Raw genomic sequence first — 15,868 nt, 5'->3', positions numbered from 1 at the left:
AGATAGTTTATACATAATAAGTCAATTTTTTATCGTGGCCCGTTGGTCAAGCGGTTAAGACACCGCCCTTTCACGGCGGTAACACGGGTTCGAATCCCGTACGGGTCACTTTGATTGTTTTATATGAATATGGAGGATTAGCTCAGCTGGGAGAGCACCTGCCTTACAAGCAGGGGGTCGGCGGTTCGATCCCGTCATCCTCCACCATATAGCGGCGCGGGGTGGAGCAGTCTGGTAGCTCGTCGGGCTCATAACCCGAAGGTCGGTGGTTCAAATCCGCCCCCCGCAACCAATTAAATCTTTCAATAGTAGTACTAATTATGGTCCGGTAGTTCAGTTGGTTAGAATGCCTGCCTGTCACGCAGGAGGTCGCGGGTTCGAGTCCCGTCCGGACCGCCATTTTTATAAAGAATTTATTGGCTCGGTAGCTCAGTCGGTAGAGCAATGGACTGAAAATCCATGTGTCGGCGGTTCGATTCCGTCCCGAGCCACCATGTGATGCCGGCCTAGCTCAACTGGTAGAGCAACTGACTTGTAATCAGTAGGTTGGGGGTTCAAGTCCTCTGGCCGGCACCATTTGCAATTACCTAAAAACGTATTGACTTTGGCATGAAAAGCATATACAATAGGTATTGTCTTTCCAAGTGGAGGGGTAGCGAAGTGGCTAAACGCGGCGGACTGTAAATCCGCTCCCTCCGGGTTCGGCGGTTCGAATCCGTCCCCCTCCACCATATGTTAATAGGGGCATAGTTTAACGGTAGAACTGAGGTCTCCAAAACCTCCAGTGTGGGTTCGATTCCTACTGCCCCTGCCAATTTTACGTGGCGGTTGTGGCGAAGTGGTTAACGCACCGGATTGTGGTTCCGGCATTTCGTGGGTTCGATTCCCATCAGCCGCCCCATTTTTGGGCCATAGCCAAGTGGTAAGGCAACGGATTTTGATTCCGTCATTCCCCTGGTTCGAATCCAGGTGGCCCAGCCATATATGCGGAAGTAGTTCAGCGGTAGAATACCACCTTGCCAAGGTGGGGGTCGCGGGTTCGAATCCCGTCTTCCGCTTTAGGTGGCGGCATAGCCAAGTGGTAAGGCACGGGTCTGCAAAACCCTTATCACCGGTTCAAATCCGGTTGCCGCCTCCAAATATTTTTGTCCTACATATGCCGGGGTGGTGGAATTGGCAGACACACAGGACTTAAAATCCTGCGGTAGGTGACTACCGTGCCGGTTCAAGTCCGGCCCTCGGCACCAACTTTATATGCGCCCGTAGCTCAATTGGATAGAGTGTCTGACTACGGATCAGAAGGTTAGGGGTTCGACTCCTCTCGGGCGCGCTGTTAGAACACCACTTTCTGTACAAGGTAAGTGGTGTTTTTACTATCATTAAGGAGAATATATAATGAACTATGTTGACCTGCATAAACGTTTCATGGATACGAACGTAATGACATTAAATCGTGAGCAATTGGAACATGTGTTGGAAACAAAGTTTCATGCACAAGAAATTCCTTTGTATAGCATTGATGAAATAGATTATTTAAATGATGAAGAAGTCAATGAAAAAGATATTTACAAACTATATACCATTACGGATAGAGCAGTGTTGGATGAAATTTATAGTTCAGAAGAGAAGCGGATGATGGCAGAGGATCTGCTCAAAGACAAGATCGTTGCAGTGTTCAATGATGTGAAATACGCTATTCATAAGTGGCAGAAAAAAGAAGTAACGTACGATCAATTAATTGATGAACATAATCGGGGTAAACGCACTTCTATTGTGCTAGAAAGCAATGCAGAAAACGTCATTTCAAACTTCAAAGTATATGGCTTCTCGCGGTATTTGGTTGACTATTTAGTTGCACGCGTAGGTATACCAGAGATAAAATTTGGTGATTTAGATGATCGAAATTACCAATTCTACCTCGAATGCTTGAAGAAAAATAAGTTAATATAGTTTCATCAAGAAAAACCCGTATTGAATCGCGAAAAACGCTGTTCAATACGGGTTTTATATTTTTCCTCGACCCTCATATGCACGTCCAATCTCCATAACAGCTTCATTAATTGTAAGCTCATCTACACATAGTTGAAAATGACAATCACGATAAATCAGTTGCCTCTCCTCATATAAATTTCTCAACTCAAACAACGTTTTCTGTTGTAACAGGGGGCGGCTATCCATAAATGGTGTCATTCGTGCATACCATTTTTCAAACGACATATGTAAAGAGACAACAAAAGTATGCGCAAAACAATGCGCCCGCGCTTTTTCACTAAGAAATGCCCCTCCCCCGAGAGAGAGAATGGCTCGTTGCTGCTGATTGCATGCAGTAATGACTGTTTTTTCTTCTAACTCACGAAAAAAAGATTCCCCGTGTATCGAAAAAATGTCAGTAATTGGCATGATCATTTGAGACGAAATTTCCTCATCTGTATCAATAAAAGGGCGATGCATTTGCAATGCAAGCTGTTTGCCAATACTCGTTTTGCCGACGCCCATAAAACCGTTGAGTGCAATATGTTGATGTCCTTCCATCACGATGACCTCTCTTTCCCTCTTCAATAGTATACCAAATTAGATTGTTGAAAGGAGCGCTAAATGGTTCTGAACATGTCCCAAGACACATAAAGTGTAGAAAATCGGTCTTTTAGATCTCGTATACAAGGAATGAAGTATACTTCATTCACGTTTGCTTGTGCACTTCACAGCGCTACGCAAGCAAATGTGTTTCAACTCATTATACAGAAAGAAATTGAGGTGCATCTTGTTGGATACGTTTGTTGCAATCAAGTGGACATTAATCGTGATGGTATGCTTACGTTTATTATCTGGTTTCATTGAAGTGACGGCAGCTTTCCTCATGTTGCGCCTTAATAGTGTGGAAAAAGCGATTGCAATCAATGCAACACTCGCGTTAGTTGGACCGACGGTATTACTATTATCGCTTGGAATTGGACTAGCTGGGATTACTGGGAAATTGTCTTTAGCAAAATTTCTCCTCATTGGAGCAGGTGTGTTACTCATTTTCATTGGTATTCGGAAATAAAGGGGCTGACACGATGTTTAAAGATTTATTACGCATATTACCAGCACACATACATGGTCTAATTGAGACACTGTCAAAACCAGAGTTAAATTTGTTAGAAGAGATTCGTATACGTGTTCATCGTCCATTAGAGTTATTAATTGCGGGAAAGCCAGTTTATCCTAAGAAAAACAACAATCATTATGAAGTGACACTAGAAGATGCACAAATTGTGTTAAATCAGTTAAGCGAGTATTCGTTATATGCCTTTGAAGAAGAGTTAAGAAGAGGTTATATTACAATTCAAGGTGGGCATCGGGTTGGAATAACAGGAAAAGTTGTGTTAGAAAAAGGCGCGGTGCAAACGATGCGCTCAATTAGTTCATTTAACATTCGCATCGCGCGACAAAAAAAAGGGGCAGCAAAACATTTAATTTCAGATGTGTACGATCAGCGTATGGGTTGGCAAAACACATTGCTTGTGGGTCCCCCGCAAACTGGAAAAACGACGCTCTTAAGAGATCTTTCTCGGCATATTAGCGAAGGAGTGAAGGAAAGAAGAATTGCTTCGAGAAAAGTCGGAATTGTGGATGAGCGTTCAGAAATCGCCGCGTGTGTAAATGGCATTCCCCAACACGATCTTGGTTACCGGGCAGATGTGTTAGATCGTTGCCCAAAGGCAGAAGGGATGATGATGATGATTCGATCAATGTCACCAGATGTGCTAATTGTGGATGAAATTGGTCGTCAAGAAGATGTCGAAGCAATTTTGGAGGCGATGCATGCTGGTGTGGTGTTGATGGCGACTGCACACGGTGACTCTTATGAATCATTAATGAAGCGCCCGACATTTTCAGCGTTATTTCAGGCACAAGCATTCACGCGAATCATTGAATTAGGAAGAGATCCACACCCAGGTACGGTGAAGCGTGTGCGTCTACCGAAACAAGTAAAAGAGAGAATAAAACAATGAAATGGCTAGGCGCATGCTTCATTGTGCTTTGCACAACATTGTATGGTTTTCATAAAGCAAAAGCATTACGAGAACGACCGCAACAATTACGGCAATTACAAGTAGCTTTACGGTCGCTAGAAGCAGAAATTATGTTCGGACAAACACCGTTAGCTGAGGCAAGTGAACGTATTGCAGCGCAGTTATCTGAACCACTGTCTCAGTTTTTCCTCCAATTTTCATGTAAACTGCAGGAAAAGCACGTGACTGTTGCGACAGCATGGATGGAAAGTTTAGATGAAACGTTAAGAGAGACAGCGTTAAAACAAAGTGAGCGGGAGGTGTTGCGCCAATTTGGAACAACACTTGGAACAACTGATCGTACGCAACAACAAAAGCAATTAAAACTGGCACAAGTGCACTTGGAACGCGATGAGTTGGAGGCAAAAGATTTACAAGTACGTTATGAAAAAATGACAAAGATGCTCGGAATACTCGCCGGCTTATTGCTTGTTATTTTATTTTTATAGAAAGAATGGTTTGTTTATTGTGAGAGGGGGCGCAGGTGGTGATTTACGATGCAAATACGATTTTTCAAATTGCTGGAATAGGGATCGTTGTTGCCATGCTCCATACAGTCTTAAAGCAAATGGGGAAAGAGGATTGGGCTCATTGGGTCACTGTGATTGGTTTTGTTGTAGTGTTGTATATGGTAGCGACCATCGTGGATGATTTGTTTCAAAAAATACGTAGCATCTTTTTATTTCACCAATGAATACAAGTCGGGGAGGGGAGTTGCGATTGAAATTGTACAATTAGTCGGGTTAGGGCTGATCGCAACGTTCTTGGCCCTTGTTGTGAAAGAGAAACAACCAGTTTTTGCGTTAATGTTAACGATGTTTGCTGGCGCGTTGATTTTTTTATTTCTAATGGATGAAATTACGGCGATGATCGAACTGATCCAACAGTTAGCAGAAAACGCCGATATTCATATGGTTTATTTACAAACGATCTTGAAGATGATTGGCATTGCTTATATCACAGAGTTTGGTGCGCAAATTTCACGAGACGCGGGTCAAGGAGTCATTGCAACAAAAATCGAATTAGCTGGGAAAATATTCATCCTTGTGTTAGCCATTCCAATTATTAAGGCAGTCATTGAAATGATTTTAGCGCTGCTACCAACATAAGCGATGGAGAGAGGTGAAAAACAATGGAGAAACAAAAAGGTGTCATAATTGGTTTATTTCTTGCGCTCTTCTTATGTTTCTCCGGAAATGGTGTTGTTAACGCTGAGCCGTCGGTAGAAGGTGAAATTGAAGAAATGAGCCAAACAGAATTAGTAGACACACAAATCTCTCACTTGAAAATAGATGATATTCAGCAATATTGGGCAAAGGTTTCTAGTGAATATGGAGGTTTCTTACCAGAAAGCCAGAAAGGAAACTTTCTTGATTTTTTAAAAGGAGACAAGCAGTTCGAAATAAAGGCTTGGGTACTCGGGTTAGTCAAATTTTTATTGCATGAACTGGTTGTAAATGGAAAACTACTTGGAATGTTATTGTTGCTAACAGTTTTTGCTCATATTTTACAATCTTTTCAAAATGCATTTGAACGTCATACAGTGAGTAAAGCCGCTTATTTTGTGACGTTGCTCGTGCTAGCAATGCTTGCAATGAATGGTTTTCATGTTGCAATGACGTATGCAAAAGAAGCGGTGGATGCAATGGTTCATTTTACAATTGCTATGCTGCCTCTTTTACTTGCAATGATGGCTGCGCTTGGTGGATTGACTGCCTCTTCATTGTTTCACCCTGTCATCATTTTTCTCGTTCATACAAGTGGGCTACTTGTCAGTACACTCGTCCTCCCGCTCTTGTTCTTTTCCGCTGTTCTCGGTATTGTTAGCACGTTAAATGAGAGTTATAAAGTGACAAGGTTAGCAACACTTTTTCGTACAGCGGCAATTGGTTTGTTAGGGGTATTTATGACGGTATTTTTAGGTGTCGTATCTGTACAAGGGACAACGGCAGCGTCGGTTGACGGGCTCACCATTCGGACAGCCAAATTTATTGCTGGAAATTTTGTCCCTGTCATTGGTCGTATGTTTACAGATGCAACAGATACGGTCATGAGTGCATCGTTGCTCGTGAAAAATACAATTGGGATGGCGGGACTCGTCATTTTGCTAGCTATTTGTGCTTTTCCGGCAATGAAAATATTATCTATTGCACTTGTATTTAACTTTGCAGCTGCGGTGCTACAACCTTTGGGTGGTGGTGCAGTCATTGAATGTTTGTCTATTATTGGCAAGTCTATTTTATACGTGTTTGCTGCAATGGTGCTCATTGGTTTTATGTTCTTCTTGGCAGTGACATTAATGATTGCTGCGAGCAATATTGCATTTATGATGAGGTGAAAATATGGCGTTTATAAAAGAGTGGATCACCGCGATCATTTTAATTATTATGCTAGCCGCGATTTTAGAAATGATGCTTCCGAATACGGCGTTAAAAAACTATGTCAAACTTGTTGTTAGCTTAATGCTACTGTTGTTGTTGTTACAACCCGTTTTAGTGTTGTTTCAACGTGACATAGAAGAATGGCTGCCGTCTTTTATTGATGACACAGCCGAGCAACAAGCTTCTGTTGGTGAAAAAATAAATTCACAAAAAAAAGAGATAGAACAGTTTTATGATGCATATACATCTGAACAAGTGGCTGTCCAATTAAAAGAACAAGTCGCTCAAAAATTAGCCGAAACATATCAACTAGAAATTGACAATGTCATCATTGAGACAGAAGGAGAACAAGAAGAATGGAAAAGGATGGTGGTGACTGTTGGAACGGTACAAACCGAAGATGAGCCAGTAAACAAATCTTTTGTAGAACCGGTCAAAACGGTAACGATTGATGTTTCCAGTGAAAAGGATGTAACTGTAAGTGAGCGTGAAAAAGGTCTAGAAGATGAAGAAGTGAAAAAGTTTCTTGCAAAAGAATGGGACGTTCCTGAGACATTCATCACACTTGTTCAAAAAGATACCGCTCTGTCGTCGCATAGGTAAGGAGGGAAAAGATGAATGAAACATGAACGCAAAGATGATGATTGGTTCAAGAAATGGCTTGAGAAACAACCCCAGAAAAAAAAACGGACATTTTCACCTAAATATATTTTATTACTAGGGTGCGGAGGTGTATTTCTCATGATTGCTAGTCAGTTTTTTCAGCCAGAACAAGAAAAGACATTGCCAGTCATTCATGAAGAAGGAACAACTTCAAAAGAAGTTGAATCAGCACCTACGTTTGGACGTGAAGTTGAGAGCAATTCTATGACTGATTACGAGATGCGCTACGAAAATCAGTTACGAGAAATGTTAGAAGAGATGGTCGGTGTTGATGATGTCTCTGTATTTATCAATGTGGCAGATACAGAGAAACATATATATCAAAATAATGTGAATCGCAGCAGGCAAGATACGAAAGAAACCGATCGTGAAGGCGGCAGCCGTCAGGTAGAGGATGTCAAAGAAGAAGAAGCAGTTGTGATTTTAAGAGAGGGAGATAAAGAGAAACCTCTTGTGGTCGCGACAGAAAAACCAGATGTTGCGGGTGTTCTTGTTGTGGCGAATGGTGTGGAGAATGTGCAAGTAAAGGCGTGGGTGGTGGAGGCGGTAAGTCGTGTACTTGATGTCCCTGTGCATCGCGTCTCGGTTATGCCAAAAAAATTAAAGGAGGAATAAGCAATGGTGTTAAAGAAGCAAACGGTGTGGTTATTAACAATGTTAAGCTTGATGTTGGTGCTGGGGGCTTATTATGTTCTCCAAGAGCGTGGACCGAATTCTAGTTTAGTTGGTTCTTTAGAAGAGCAAAAGGAAAATGGAGAGGACACCGACGTAACCATTAATGTCGATGAAGAAGGAAACATTGCAGAGAATGATGCAGATATCATCTCGGATATTTCTGGGCACGTCAACTTTACAGAAGCAAGGTTAAAGATGGACGAGGCACGTTCCAAAAAAGCGGAGGAATACTCGCGTAAAGCCTCTGATGACCAAGCTTCTGCTGAGGAAAAAGTTGATGCTTATAACAAGTCGCTAGAGATATTGGCGATTAGTACCAACGAGGAAATGCTTGAATCACTTATTCGGGCAGAAGGATACCATGATGCGCTCGTCATGTCGCAAGAAGATAAGGTGAAAGTAATGGTGCAAGCAGAATCGCTTACACCGGCACAAGCACTTGATATTATGCAACTTGCGGAAGAACAATTACAAACGACGAGTGCAGTCTCAGTTCAATTTGAGCCGATGTCGAAGTGACGACAGGAGTCGGAGATTAGAAAGAAAGTTTCATGGGACTTTGGTGACTGAATACGATGTATAGAACCAAGCCTTTATAGTGACCGGCTTGGTTCTTCTTTGTGTTGTTAAAATCACATTAATCATCAATAGAATAGGTAGAGCAAACGAAATAACTATTCTTCGGCTTCAATCGCAATCGCTTTTGTTTCATGGATAGTACCATACGGGTGTTCGGGTGGGGCATAGATTGCATAAATTTTGAGAGGATCATCCCCCGTGTTGGTAATATTGTGCCACTTTCCGGCAGGGACCATAATTGCATAATCATCACGAGCATCCACTTGAAAATCTAAGTTTTCCTCACTGTCTCCCATTTGAACCAAACCTTGGCCTTCTTCTATACGGAGAAACTGATCCGTTGTTGGATGGACTTCTAAGCCAATGCTGTCACCAACATCAATACTCATCAGTGTGACTTGAAGGTAGGTTCCTGTCCATAATGCAGTACGATAAGTTTGATTTTTCTTTGTGGCTTCATCAATATTGACGACGAGTGGCATTTGTCCATAATCTTTGATGGTTATTCTGCCATGAAAATCACCATCACTTTGTTTTTCGTCCTGTTCAGAACCCATTCGGTACAATGAATCCCGCTGTTTGTTAAAGTATTCTTGGTACATATCTCTTCTCCTTTTAGTGTTTATTTTTACCCTATGCATCATTTTATAAAGCGTGATGATTTTAAACATTAGATCGGATGAGTCGTTTACAAAAGTGAAACACGCGTTAATGGTTGCATTATTGCTCTTTATTATTGAAAAATACTCGTTTGTTGCATATGCAATTAGACATGTTACATGGTATAATACAGCAGTGAAGATTTGAAGTGAGGAGAGATGTTTAATGAAATGGACGGATTTAACTGAAGGAGCGAAAGCAGTCCTTGAACAAACGAGAAATATTAAAAATGACCACATTCAAATCGTTGAATTTGAGGTGGGATTTGCAGAAGAAGTAGAGGATGACGATGGTGACAAAGTGCGTGTATCCATTCAAGAAGAAGACTACGCATCTTTGAAGCGATATACGCTTGAAAATGAATATGGTGAAAAGTATCATATGGCGCGTAATAAAAATATTGTTAAGATCATTTTACTTGAAGATGGGAAGATTCCTGAAAATTTATCAGAGTTCCCTGTGTTCCGCCAGTACCGCAATGTAGAACCTAAGAATGAGGCCATTGATCAGGAAATGGACGATTTAGGGATGGAAAACAAATAGGAGTGAGCTGCTAGAAGAAATCTCACTTTCACTTTTTTAACAAGAAAGTTTTAAAAGGAGTTGTCATATAACGAATGAAAATTGAAGATGTAAAGGACTTACTTACAGCGTTTGATGCCTCGTCTATAGACGAGTTGTCATTTGAGCAAGATAATATGAAGATTTCGTTGAAAAAACATGCACCAATTAGCGGACAAGCGGTGTCATCCATCATACCAATGTCGTCACAAGCAGCGCCTCCTCCTGTGGCAACGCAAGAAGCACCACTTGCCTCGTCGGTGCAAAATACAGCAGACACTTCGGCGACAGAAGAAACAGACAACCGTCATTTGTTTACGGTTACTTCTCCTATGGTAGGGACATTTTATGCAGCGCCTTCTCCTGGGGCAGACCCATATGTGAAAGTGGGAGACACGGTCGATGAGGAAACGGTCGTTTGTATCGTGGAGGCAATGAAACTAATGAACCCAATTGTAGCCGATGTAAAAGGACGTATTACAAAGATCGTCGTTGAAAACGGTGAGTTAGTTGAATATGGACAACCGTTAATGATTGTAGAACGGACATAGTTGGAGGCGGGAACCGATGATGAAACGCATTTTAATAGCTAATCGTGGAGAAATCGCCGTGCGTATCATTCGCGCATGCAAAGAACTTGGGATTGAAACGGTTGCCGTGTATTCAGAAGCAGATGCAGAAGCACTTCACGTTCAGTTAGCAGATGAGGCTTTTTGTATTGGTCCGACCCCGTCAGCTAAAAGTTACTTAAATTTCACGAATTTGATGAGTGTGGCCACATTAACCGAAACCGATGCCATCCATCCAGGGTATGGCTTTTTAGCAGAGAACGCGGATTTTGCTGAGATTTGTGGAGATTGTAACGTTACGTTCATTGGTCCAAGTCCGTCTGCAATTAATCGAATGGGTACAAAAGATGTCGCACGTGATACGATGGAAGCTGCAGGTGTTCCCATTGTACCCGGCTCTAAAGGGATCATCGGGTCTATAGAAGAAGGCGCGCGTATTGCAGTAGAAATCGGTTATCCTGTGATTATAAAAGCAACTGCAGGCGGTGGTGGAAAAGGCATTCGGGTTGCCCGGAATGAAAAAGAATTACGGGCAGGAATTGAAGTAACTCAGCAAGAAGCTGAAACGGCTTTTGGAAATCCTGGGGTATATTTAGAGAAATATATCGAGGATTTCCGTCATGTTGAAATTCAAGTATTAGCGGATAACCACGGAAACGTGATCCATTTAGGGGAACGTGATTGCACGATCCAACGTCGTTTACAGAAGTTGTTAGAAGAAACCCCTTCACCAGCGATTTCTGAAGCAAAGCGGCAAGAAATGGGCGCGGCTGCTGTAGCGGCTGCCAGGGCAGTAGAGTATTCAGGCGCAGGAACAGTTGAATTCATTTATGACCATCATACAGGCGATTTTTATTTCATGGAGATGAATACCCGTATTCAAGTTGAGCACCCTGTGACAGAAATGGTGACGGGGATTGATTTAATAAAAGAACAAATTCGCGTTGCTGCAGGAGAAGTGTTATCCTTTACACAAGAGGATGTGACTTTTTCAGGTTGGGCAATCGAATGCCGCATCAATGCAGAAAACCCACTGAAGAACTTCATGCCATCTCCAGGGAAAGTTGTTGATTATTTAGCACCAGGTGGTTTTGGTGTTCGTGTTGATTCGGCTGTTTACCCAGGCTATGTGATTTCCCCGTTTTATGATTCCATGATTGCTAAAGTGATCACACATGGTGCGACACGTGAAGAAGCGATTGCCCGTATGAAGCGAGCGTTAGCCGAATTTGGGATTGAAGGCGTAGAAACAACGATTCCTTTTCATTTAGGCTTACTGAATCATGACGTATTTGTCTCAGGTAAGTTTAATACAAAATTTGTGGAAGAGCATGATGTGATTTGATCAGAAAATCGTAGTGGAGGGATGTTGACGATGGAAGAGCAATTGCTAGGATTAGAAGAAGAAAAAAGTGGTCTTGGTAAAGTAGAGATTTCTCCAGAGGTTATTGAAGTGATTGCCGGTATTGCGGCGCAGGAAGTAGAAGGTGTAGCCGGTTTGCGCGGGAACTTTGCTGCGGATGTTGCGGAACGTTTTGGTCGCAAAAATCACGGTAAAGGTGTGAAAGTAGAACTAGGTGATGATGGGATTACAATTGATGTTGCGCTAATTATTCACTATGGTGCAATAGTTCCGGAAGTAGCAAATCTTGTGCAGCTTAATATACAGCAAGCGTTAGAAACGATGACAGCACTTGAGCTAAAGGCCATTCACATACACGTTGTAGATGTACATTTTGAGCCAAAAGAAACAGCGGGCGAGGTCTGAATCGGAAGCAGCCGGCATTTGCCGGCTTTTTTCATGATCGGTCGAGTGTACATGACGGTCGAATGGTTTTACGCTATACTGAAGATAGAATTTGTTAAAGGAGTTCATTATGAATCGACGGGTAGCCCGATTGCGGGCCGTACAAACATTATATCAAGTGAATTTAATTCAAACGGACGTAGATCGTGCGATGAAAAATACACTCAGTCCAGAAGATGAGCCAAGTGCGTTTTTTGAAGAACTTGTCAATGGCACATTGGCGCATACAACGCAACTTGATGCATGGTTGAGCAAGAATATTAAAGGATATACACTTGATCGTCTAGGCTATGTTGATCGTGCGATTGCTCGTATGGCGTTATTTGAGATGCTGTACATTGAAGACATTCCATTCAACGTGACATTAAATGAGGCGATAGAACTTGCAAAGGCGTTCGGTGGAGAGGATGCTGGACGTTTTATGAACGGTGTATTGCATCATTCATATGAAATGGCTACACAAAAAAAGAATAATTGAAAAAGGGAGCGACCTACACATGTCAGCGACAATCATTGACGGGAAACAACTTGCACAAAAAAAAGGTGAGATGATTAAGACTGCACTTGAACGCTTAAAGACACAAGGGATCACGCCGGGACTTGCTGTCATGTTAGTAGGAGAAGACCCAGCAAGCGAAACGTACGTACGCAATAAACAACGAGCATGTGAACGGATGGGTATTCATTCTCGTCTTATTCGGTTACCGACGACAGCGACTGAACAACACTTACTTGATCATGTGGTACAACTGAACGAAGATCCACATATTGATGGCATTCTTGTCCAACTACCGTTGCCAGTGCACATTTCAACAGAGACAGTCATCCGTGCGATCTCACCTGAAAAAGATGTAGACTGTTTTCATCCGCTAAATGTTGGAAAGATGATGTTGGGGGAAACAGGATTTTTGCCGTGTACGCCACATGGCATACTCGTCATGTTAAAAGAAATCGGTGTAACATTGTCTGGAAAACACGTTGTTGTTGTTGGTCGTAGTCACATTGTTGGCAAACCGGTAGGACAACTTTTATTGAATGAAGATGCAACGGTCACATATTGTCACTCACGGACGGAAAACCTGTCTTCTTTTACGAAACAAGCGGATATATTGATTGTTGCAGTCGGTCGGGCGAACTTGATTACAGAAGCAGACGTCAAAGAAGGGGCAATTGTCATTGATGTTGGCATGAATCGTGTGAATAACAAGCTTGTTGGTGACGTGGAGTTTGCATCTGTCCGTGATAAAGCCGCGTTTTTAACACCAGTACCAGGTGGCGTCGGACCGATGACGATCACAATGCTGCTCGAAAATACGGTTTATGCAGCGACGAAAGCACGCGCAGTAATGGCCTAGACAATTTGTGTGGGCGTCCTAAGGGAGAGAGGACGGGAAAAATGAATCAGACATGGACAGTAAGTGACGTGTCTCGTTATATGAAAGAGTTGATTGAAGCAGATGCGTTCTTGCCCGAATTATGGATACGAGGGGAAGTCTCTAATTTAAAGCAGCATGCACGTGGACATATGTATTTCACATTAAAAGATAAACATTCTCGTCTACAATCCGTCATGTTTGCTGGTTACAATCGTTACTTACGTTTTACCCCAGAGAATGGGATGCACGTGCTTATTCGTGGTGAAATCAATGTATACGAGCCGTATGGACAATATCAATTGTACGCAAAAGAAATGCAACCAGATGGCGTTGGTGATTTACATGTCGCTTATGAGCAACTGAAAGGTAAATTAGAAGCAGAGGGTTTATTTTCAGAAGCACGAAAACGCCCTTTACCACGTTTTCCTTGCCATATTGCGATTGTCACCTCACGGACTGGTGCAGCATTGCAAGACATGTTGACAACGTTAAAACGGCGTTTCCCCCAAGTGAAGGTGACATTGTTTCCCACGCTTGTTCAAGGAACAGGGGCGCCTGCCTCTATTTGTCGCGCGATTATGCAGGCGAGTGTAGCAAATATATTTGATTGTATGATCGTCGGTCGAGGTGGCGGATCTATCGAGGAGTTATGGGCATTTAATGACGAGACAGTTGTGCGGGCGATTGCGGAAGCGAGCATTCCGGTTATTTCTGCGGTTGGACATGAAACCGATTTTACGTTAAGTGACTTTGTTGCTGATAAACGCGCAGCAACACCAACAGCTGCAGCAACACTGGCTGTACCAGATGTTGCCGAGCTCAAAGGGCAATTAGCAAGCTTGACTGATCGGTTATGTCGGGCAATGAAAGTACATAAAGAGCAGAGACGTGCGCAGCTTGAGCGGTGCGAACGTTTTTTGAAACGAATTAATCTGCGCCGACAGTTATGGCAAAAAGAGCAGCAGTTGGAGCAATTGTATGAACGAATGTTGTTAAATGGAGCACATTATGTTACGAAACATCGCCTTCGCTATGAATCACGATATGAGGCATTGCAACGTCTTCATCCTTCTTTTCGCCTTGCTAGGTTAAAAGAGACGTTAACAGGGCAAGAGCGTGCATTAAAACGGGCAATATCCAACCAGTTAAAAGACAAACGACAATATTTTGCAGCCACTGTGCAACAGTTAGAATTGTTAAGCCCGTTGCGTGTGATGGCACGTGGTTATACACTTGTTCATAAAGGCGAACAGATCGTACGTTCCGTTGCAGATGTAGATGTGGCGGATGATCTGTGCGTGTCGGTATTAGATGGTACGCTGATGTGTAAAGTCGTCGCAAAACAAAATGATGGGGGTGAGAAATGATGAGTGAGAAGCAAGAACAAAAAACATTTGAAGCATCTATGACCGAGCTTGAGGATGTCGTTGAACAACTTGAGCGAGGCGAAGTCCCGCTTGAAGAAGCACTGCAAATGTTCAAGCGTGGTATGGCTCTTTCAAAAGATTGTCATGAAAAGTTACTAAACGTTGAGCGACAACTTGATCAAGTCATGGATGAAGATGGAGAATTAAGTGAAGTGGATTTGCAAAAGGGGGCAAACGGATGAATGTATTTGTGTCAGAAGTGAGACAACTAATAGATCGACACCTCCCTCACTATGTGCAGTCACTACAAGCGGAGCTACGTTTAAAAGAAGCAATGTGTTATTCATTGGAAGCAGGCGGTAAACGCGTGCGTCCGCTTTTATTAATGGCGGTTTTAGAAGCTTATGGAAAGCCCATTTCAATTGGGCTTGAAGCTGCCTGTGCAATTGAAATGGTGCATACATATTCATTGATCCATGATGATTTGCCAGCAATGGACGATGATGACTATCGGCGAGGCCAATTAACCAACCATAAAATGTATGATGAAGCAACAGCTATTTTGGCGGGAGATGCGCTGTTAACACATAGTTTTGGCCTCATTGCCGATGCTGAAACAACGGAGATGACAGCGGAAATAAAGGTCGCACTCATTTCAATTTTCAGTAAAGCAATTGGCGCTCCTGGAATGGTTGGGGGACAGTTGGCTGATATGTTGGCAGAAAAAAAGTCGTTAACTGTAGATGAGCTGGCTCATATTCATCGTCGCAAAACAGGTGATTTACTCACTTTTTCAATTGTCGCCGGGGCATATATTGCAGGGGTGAATAAAGAAGACCGATTGTGTCTGGAACAATTTGGACAAGAGCTCGGGCTTGTATTTCAAATTAAAGATGACATACTCGATGTTGAATCAGATAGTGAAACGTTAGGTAAACCGGTGGGGAGTGATGAGACAAATTATAAAAGCACGTATCCGGGATTATTAGGTTTGGACGGAGCAAAAAAGATGCTATCCTACCATCATGAGCAAGCAAAAGGATATTTGCACAAACTAGGGCTTTCTGACACCATTTTAGGGGAAATTGCGGATTACTTAGTTGAACGATTGCATTAACACGAAAGGTTTTGCGTTAATGCTAGTATTCGCACTGTCTTTTTTGATATACTGGAGT

General features: G+C 42.5%; 21 protein-coding genes and 14 tRNA genes. 33 read left to right on the top strand and 2 right to left on the bottom strand.

The window, feature by feature from the left end:
• Window positions 1-36: 36 nt before the first annotated feature.
• The 15 genes from NSQ26_RS07595 to NSQ26_RS07525 all read left to right on the top strand — a co-directional run bounded on the left by NSQ26_RS07595 (window position 37) and on the right by NSQ26_RS07525 (window position 1,950).
• Window positions 37-108: transfer RNA gene (locus NSQ26_RS07595), tRNA-Glu, on the top strand.
• A 23-nt stretch (window positions 109-131) separates the two neighbouring features.
• Window positions 132-207: transfer RNA gene (locus tag NSQ26_RS07590), tRNA-Val, on the top strand.
• An 8-nt stretch (window positions 208-215) separates the two neighbouring features.
• Window positions 216-292, top strand: a tRNA-Met gene (locus NSQ26_RS07585).
• Between the two features lie 30 nt (window positions 293-322).
• Window positions 323-399, top strand: a tRNA-Asp gene (locus NSQ26_RS07580).
• A 19-nt stretch (window positions 400-418) separates the two neighbouring features.
• Window positions 419-494 (top strand) — tRNA-Phe (locus tag NSQ26_RS07575).
• 6 nt (window positions 495-500) lie between these two features.
• Window positions 501-576, top strand: a tRNA-Thr gene (locus tag NSQ26_RS07570).
• Between the two features lie 70 nt (window positions 577-646).
• Window positions 647-731, top strand: a tRNA-Tyr gene (locus NSQ26_RS07565).
• Between the two features lie 9 nt (window positions 732-740).
• Window positions 741-814: transfer RNA gene (locus NSQ26_RS07560), tRNA-Trp, on the top strand.
• Window positions 815-824: 10 nt separating this feature from the next.
• A tRNA-His gene (locus tag NSQ26_RS07555) sits at window positions 825-901 on the top strand.
• Window positions 902-905: 4 nt separating this feature from the next.
• A tRNA-Gln gene (locus NSQ26_RS07550) sits at window positions 906-981 on the top strand.
• Between the two features lie 5 nt (window positions 982-986).
• Window positions 987-1,058 (top strand) — tRNA-Gly (locus tag NSQ26_RS07545).
• A gap of 6 nt (window positions 1,059-1,064) precedes the next feature.
• Window positions 1,065-1,138, top strand: a tRNA-Cys gene (locus tag NSQ26_RS07540).
• 20 nt (window positions 1,139-1,158) lie between these two features.
• Window positions 1,159-1,247, top strand: a tRNA-Leu gene (locus tag NSQ26_RS07535).
• A 9-nt stretch (window positions 1,248-1,256) separates the two neighbouring features.
• A tRNA-Arg gene (locus NSQ26_RS07530) sits at window positions 1,257-1,330 on the top strand.
• 65 nt (window positions 1,331-1,395) lie between these two features.
• Window positions 1,396-1,950, top strand: coding sequence for a hypothetical protein (locus NSQ26_RS07525; protein WP_090775389.1), 555 nt, complete (start codon window positions 1,396-1,398; stop codon window positions 1,948-1,950).
• Window positions 1,951-2,004: 54 nt separating this feature from the next.
• Here the strand turns inward: NSQ26_RS07525 and NSQ26_RS07520 are convergent, their stop codons facing one another.
• On the bottom strand, window positions 2,005-2,532 hold the full coding sequence (locus NSQ26_RS07520) for a shikimate kinase (RefSeq protein WP_090775390.1): 528 nt from the start codon (window positions 2,530-2,532) through the stop codon (window positions 2,005-2,007).
• Between the two features lie 232 nt (window positions 2,533-2,764).
• Between NSQ26_RS07520 and NSQ26_RS07515 the strand changes: the two genes are divergently transcribed.
• The 9 genes from NSQ26_RS07515 to NSQ26_RS07475 are packed head-to-tail and all read left to right on the top strand — an operon-like array spanning window position 2,765 to window position 8,293.
• On the top strand, window positions 2,765-3,043 hold the full coding sequence (locus NSQ26_RS07515; protein ID WP_367576283.1) for a YqhV family protein: 279 nt from the start codon (window positions 2,765-2,767) through the stop codon (window positions 3,041-3,043).
• 13 nt (window positions 3,044-3,056) lie between these two features.
• Entirely contained in the window at window positions 3,057-3,995 is a 939-nt protein-coding gene (spoIIIAA, locus tag NSQ26_RS07510; protein ID WP_090775391.1) for a stage III sporulation protein AA, read from the top strand.
• On the top strand, window positions 3,992-4,504 hold the full coding sequence (gene spoIIIAB, locus NSQ26_RS07505; RefSeq protein WP_090775392.1) for a stage III sporulation protein SpoIIIAB: 513 nt from the start codon (window positions 3,992-3,994) through the stop codon (window positions 4,502-4,504). The genes spoIIIAA and spoIIIAB overlap by 4 nt, the downstream gene beginning before the upstream one ends.
• 38 nt (window positions 4,505-4,542) lie before the next feature.
• Complete coding sequence (gene spoIIIAC / locus NSQ26_RS07500) at window positions 4,543-4,749, top strand: stage III sporulation protein AC (protein ID WP_090775393.1); 207 nt, start codon at window positions 4,543-4,545, stop codon at window positions 4,747-4,749.
• Between the two features lie 25 nt (window positions 4,750-4,774).
• On the top strand, window positions 4,775-5,164 hold the full coding sequence (spoIIIAD, locus tag NSQ26_RS07495) for a stage III sporulation protein AD (RefSeq protein ID WP_245701137.1): 390 nt from the start codon (window positions 4,775-4,777) through the stop codon (window positions 5,162-5,164).
• A gap of 23 nt (window positions 5,165-5,187) precedes the next feature.
• On the top strand, window positions 5,188-6,393 hold the full coding sequence (spoIIIAE, locus tag NSQ26_RS07490; RefSeq protein WP_090775395.1) for a stage III sporulation protein AE: 1,206 nt from the start codon (window positions 5,188-5,190) through the stop codon (window positions 6,391-6,393).
• A gap of 4 nt (window positions 6,394-6,397) precedes the next feature.
• On the top strand, window positions 6,398-7,039 hold the full coding sequence (gene spoIIIAF, locus NSQ26_RS07485; protein WP_090775396.1) for a stage III sporulation protein AF: 642 nt from the start codon (window positions 6,398-6,400) through the stop codon (window positions 7,037-7,039).
• Between the two features lie 15 nt (window positions 7,040-7,054).
• Window positions 7,055-7,714, top strand: coding sequence for a stage III sporulation protein AG (gene spoIIIAG, locus NSQ26_RS07480; protein ID WP_090775397.1), 660 nt, complete (start codon window positions 7,055-7,057; stop codon window positions 7,712-7,714).
• 3 nt (window positions 7,715-7,717) lie between these two features.
• On the top strand, window positions 7,718-8,293 hold the full coding sequence (locus NSQ26_RS07475) for a SpoIIIAH-like family protein (protein ID WP_090775398.1): 576 nt from the start codon (window positions 7,718-7,720) through the stop codon (window positions 8,291-8,293).
• Window positions 8,294-8,448: 155 nt separating this feature from the next.
• On the opposite strand, the gene NSQ26_RS07470 is transcribed toward NSQ26_RS07475, so the two are convergent.
• A complete protein-coding gene (locus tag NSQ26_RS07470; protein ID WP_499720014.1) occupies window positions 8,449-8,910 on the bottom strand; it encodes a cupin domain-containing protein in 462 nt (153 codons plus the stop codon).
• Window positions 8,911-9,178: 268 nt separating this feature from the next.
• Between NSQ26_RS07470 and NSQ26_RS07465 the strand changes: the two genes are divergently transcribed.
• The 9 genes from NSQ26_RS07465 (at window position 9,179) to NSQ26_RS07425 (ending at window position 15,810) form a co-directional block, all read left to right on the top strand.
• On the top strand, window positions 9,179-9,556 hold the full coding sequence (locus NSQ26_RS07465) for a hypothetical protein (RefSeq protein ID WP_499717710.1): 378 nt from the start codon (window positions 9,179-9,181) through the stop codon (window positions 9,554-9,556).
• 74 nt (window positions 9,557-9,630) lie between these two features.
• Window positions 9,631-10,125, top strand: a complete 495-nt coding sequence (accB, locus tag NSQ26_RS07460) for an acetyl-CoA carboxylase biotin carboxyl carrier protein (protein WP_499717709.1) — start codon at window positions 9,631-9,633, stop codon at window positions 10,123-10,125.
• A 16-nt stretch (window positions 10,126-10,141) separates the two neighbouring features.
• Window positions 10,142-11,488: an acetyl-CoA carboxylase biotin carboxylase subunit gene (gene accC / locus NSQ26_RS07455; protein ID WP_090775401.1), complete on the top strand. Its 1,347-nt coding sequence runs from the start codon at window positions 10,142-10,144 to the stop codon at window positions 11,486-11,488.
• A gap of 30 nt (window positions 11,489-11,518) precedes the next feature.
• Window positions 11,519-11,911 carry an Asp23/Gls24 family envelope stress response protein gene (locus tag NSQ26_RS07450; RefSeq protein ID WP_499717708.1) on the top strand — a complete coding sequence of 131 codons (393 nt, stop codon included), beginning with the start codon at window positions 11,519-11,521 and terminating at the stop codon, window positions 11,909-11,911.
• A gap of 109 nt (window positions 11,912-12,020) precedes the next feature.
• A complete protein-coding gene (gene nusB, locus NSQ26_RS07445) occupies window positions 12,021-12,428 on the top strand; it encodes a transcription antitermination factor NusB (RefSeq protein WP_090775403.1) in 408 nt (135 codons plus the stop codon).
• Window positions 12,429-12,447: 19 nt separating this feature from the next.
• Entirely contained in the window at window positions 12,448-13,305 is an 858-nt protein-coding gene (gene folD, locus NSQ26_RS07440; protein ID WP_499717707.1) for a bifunctional methylenetetrahydrofolate dehydrogenase/methenyltetrahydrofolate cyclohydrolase FolD, read from the top strand.
• Window positions 13,306-13,346: 41 nt separating this feature from the next.
• Window positions 13,347-14,693, top strand: coding sequence for an exodeoxyribonuclease VII large subunit (gene xseA, locus NSQ26_RS07435; protein ID WP_499717706.1), 1,347 nt, complete (start codon window positions 13,347-13,349; stop codon window positions 14,691-14,693).
• Window positions 14,690-14,935 (top strand): exodeoxyribonuclease VII small subunit, encoded by a 246-nt coding sequence (locus NSQ26_RS07430; protein ID WP_437182626.1) that lies wholly within the window; start codon window positions 14,690-14,692, stop codon window positions 14,933-14,935. Before xseA ends, NSQ26_RS07430 begins: the two co-directional genes overlap by 4 nt.
• Window positions 14,932-15,810: a polyprenyl synthetase family protein gene (locus tag NSQ26_RS07425; protein ID WP_499717705.1), complete on the top strand. Its 879-nt coding sequence runs from the start codon at window positions 14,932-14,934 to the stop codon at window positions 15,808-15,810. The genes NSQ26_RS07430 and NSQ26_RS07425 overlap by 4 nt, the downstream gene beginning before the upstream one ends.
• Window positions 15,811-15,868 lie beyond the last annotated feature (58 nt).

The organism is Bacillus sp. FSL W7-1360 (assembly GCF_038592975.1).
GTDB lineage: Bacteria > Bacillota > Bacilli > Bacillales > Bacillaceae_D > Shouchella > Shouchella lonarensis.
Note: the sequence above shows the minus strand (reverse complement) of the source record. Positions and strands in the feature narration are given on the sequence as shown.

Excerpts from the sequence above, each read along its gene's own strand:
- NSQ26_RS07525 (WP_090775389.1), top strand. The coding sequence starts at position 1,396 with ATGAACTATGTTGACCTGCATAAACGTTTCATGGATACGAACGTAATG.
- NSQ26_RS07520 (WP_090775390.1), bottom strand. The coding sequence starts at position 2,532 with ATGGAAGGACATCAACATATTGCACTCAACGGTTTTATGGGCGTCGGC.
- spoIIIAA (WP_090775391.1), top strand. The coding sequence starts at position 3,057 with ATGTTTAAAGATTTATTACGCATATTACCAGCACACATACATGGTCTA.
- spoIIIAB (WP_090775392.1), top strand. The coding sequence starts at position 3,992 with ATGAAATGGCTAGGCGCATGCTTCATTGTGCTTTGCACAACATTGTAT.
- spoIIIAE (WP_090775395.1), top strand. The coding sequence starts at position 5,188 with ATGGAGAAACAAAAAGGTGTCATAATTGGTTTATTTCTTGCGCTCTTC.
- spoIIIAF (WP_090775396.1), top strand. The coding sequence starts at position 6,398 with ATGGCGTTTATAAAAGAGTGGATCACCGCGATCATTTTAATTATTATG.
- spoIIIAG (WP_090775397.1), top strand. The coding sequence starts at position 7,055 with ATGAAACATGAACGCAAAGATGATGATTGGTTCAAGAAATGGCTTGAG.
- NSQ26_RS07475 (WP_090775398.1), top strand. The coding sequence starts at position 7,718 with ATGGTGTTAAAGAAGCAAACGGTGTGGTTATTAACAATGTTAAGCTTG.
- NSQ26_RS07470 (WP_499720014.1), bottom strand. The coding sequence starts at position 8,910 with ATGGGTTCTGAACAGGACGAAAAACAAAGTGATGGTGATTTTCATGGC.
- NSQ26_RS07465 (WP_499717710.1), top strand. The coding sequence starts at position 9,179 with ATGAAATGGACGGATTTAACTGAAGGAGCGAAAGCAGTCCTTGAACAA.
- accB (WP_499717709.1), top strand. The coding sequence starts at position 9,631 with ATGAAAATTGAAGATGTAAAGGACTTACTTACAGCGTTTGATGCCTCG.
- accC (WP_090775401.1), top strand. The coding sequence starts at position 10,142 with ATGATGAAACGCATTTTAATAGCTAATCGTGGAGAAATCGCCGTGCGT.
- NSQ26_RS07450 (WP_499717708.1), top strand. The coding sequence starts at position 11,519 with ATGGAAGAGCAATTGCTAGGATTAGAAGAAGAAAAAAGTGGTCTTGGT.
- nusB (WP_090775403.1), top strand. The coding sequence starts at position 12,021 with ATGAATCGACGGGTAGCCCGATTGCGGGCCGTACAAACATTATATCAA.
- folD (WP_499717707.1), top strand. The coding sequence starts at position 12,448 with ATGTCAGCGACAATCATTGACGGGAAACAACTTGCACAAAAAAAAGGT.
- xseA (WP_499717706.1), top strand. The coding sequence starts at position 13,347 with ATGAATCAGACATGGACAGTAAGTGACGTGTCTCGTTATATGAAAGAG.
- NSQ26_RS07430 (WP_437182626.1), top strand. The coding sequence starts at position 14,690 with ATGATGAGTGAGAAGCAAGAACAAAAAACATTTGAAGCATCTATGACC.
- NSQ26_RS07425 (WP_499717705.1), top strand. The coding sequence starts at position 14,932 with ATGAATGTATTTGTGTCAGAAGTGAGACAACTAATAGATCGACACCTC.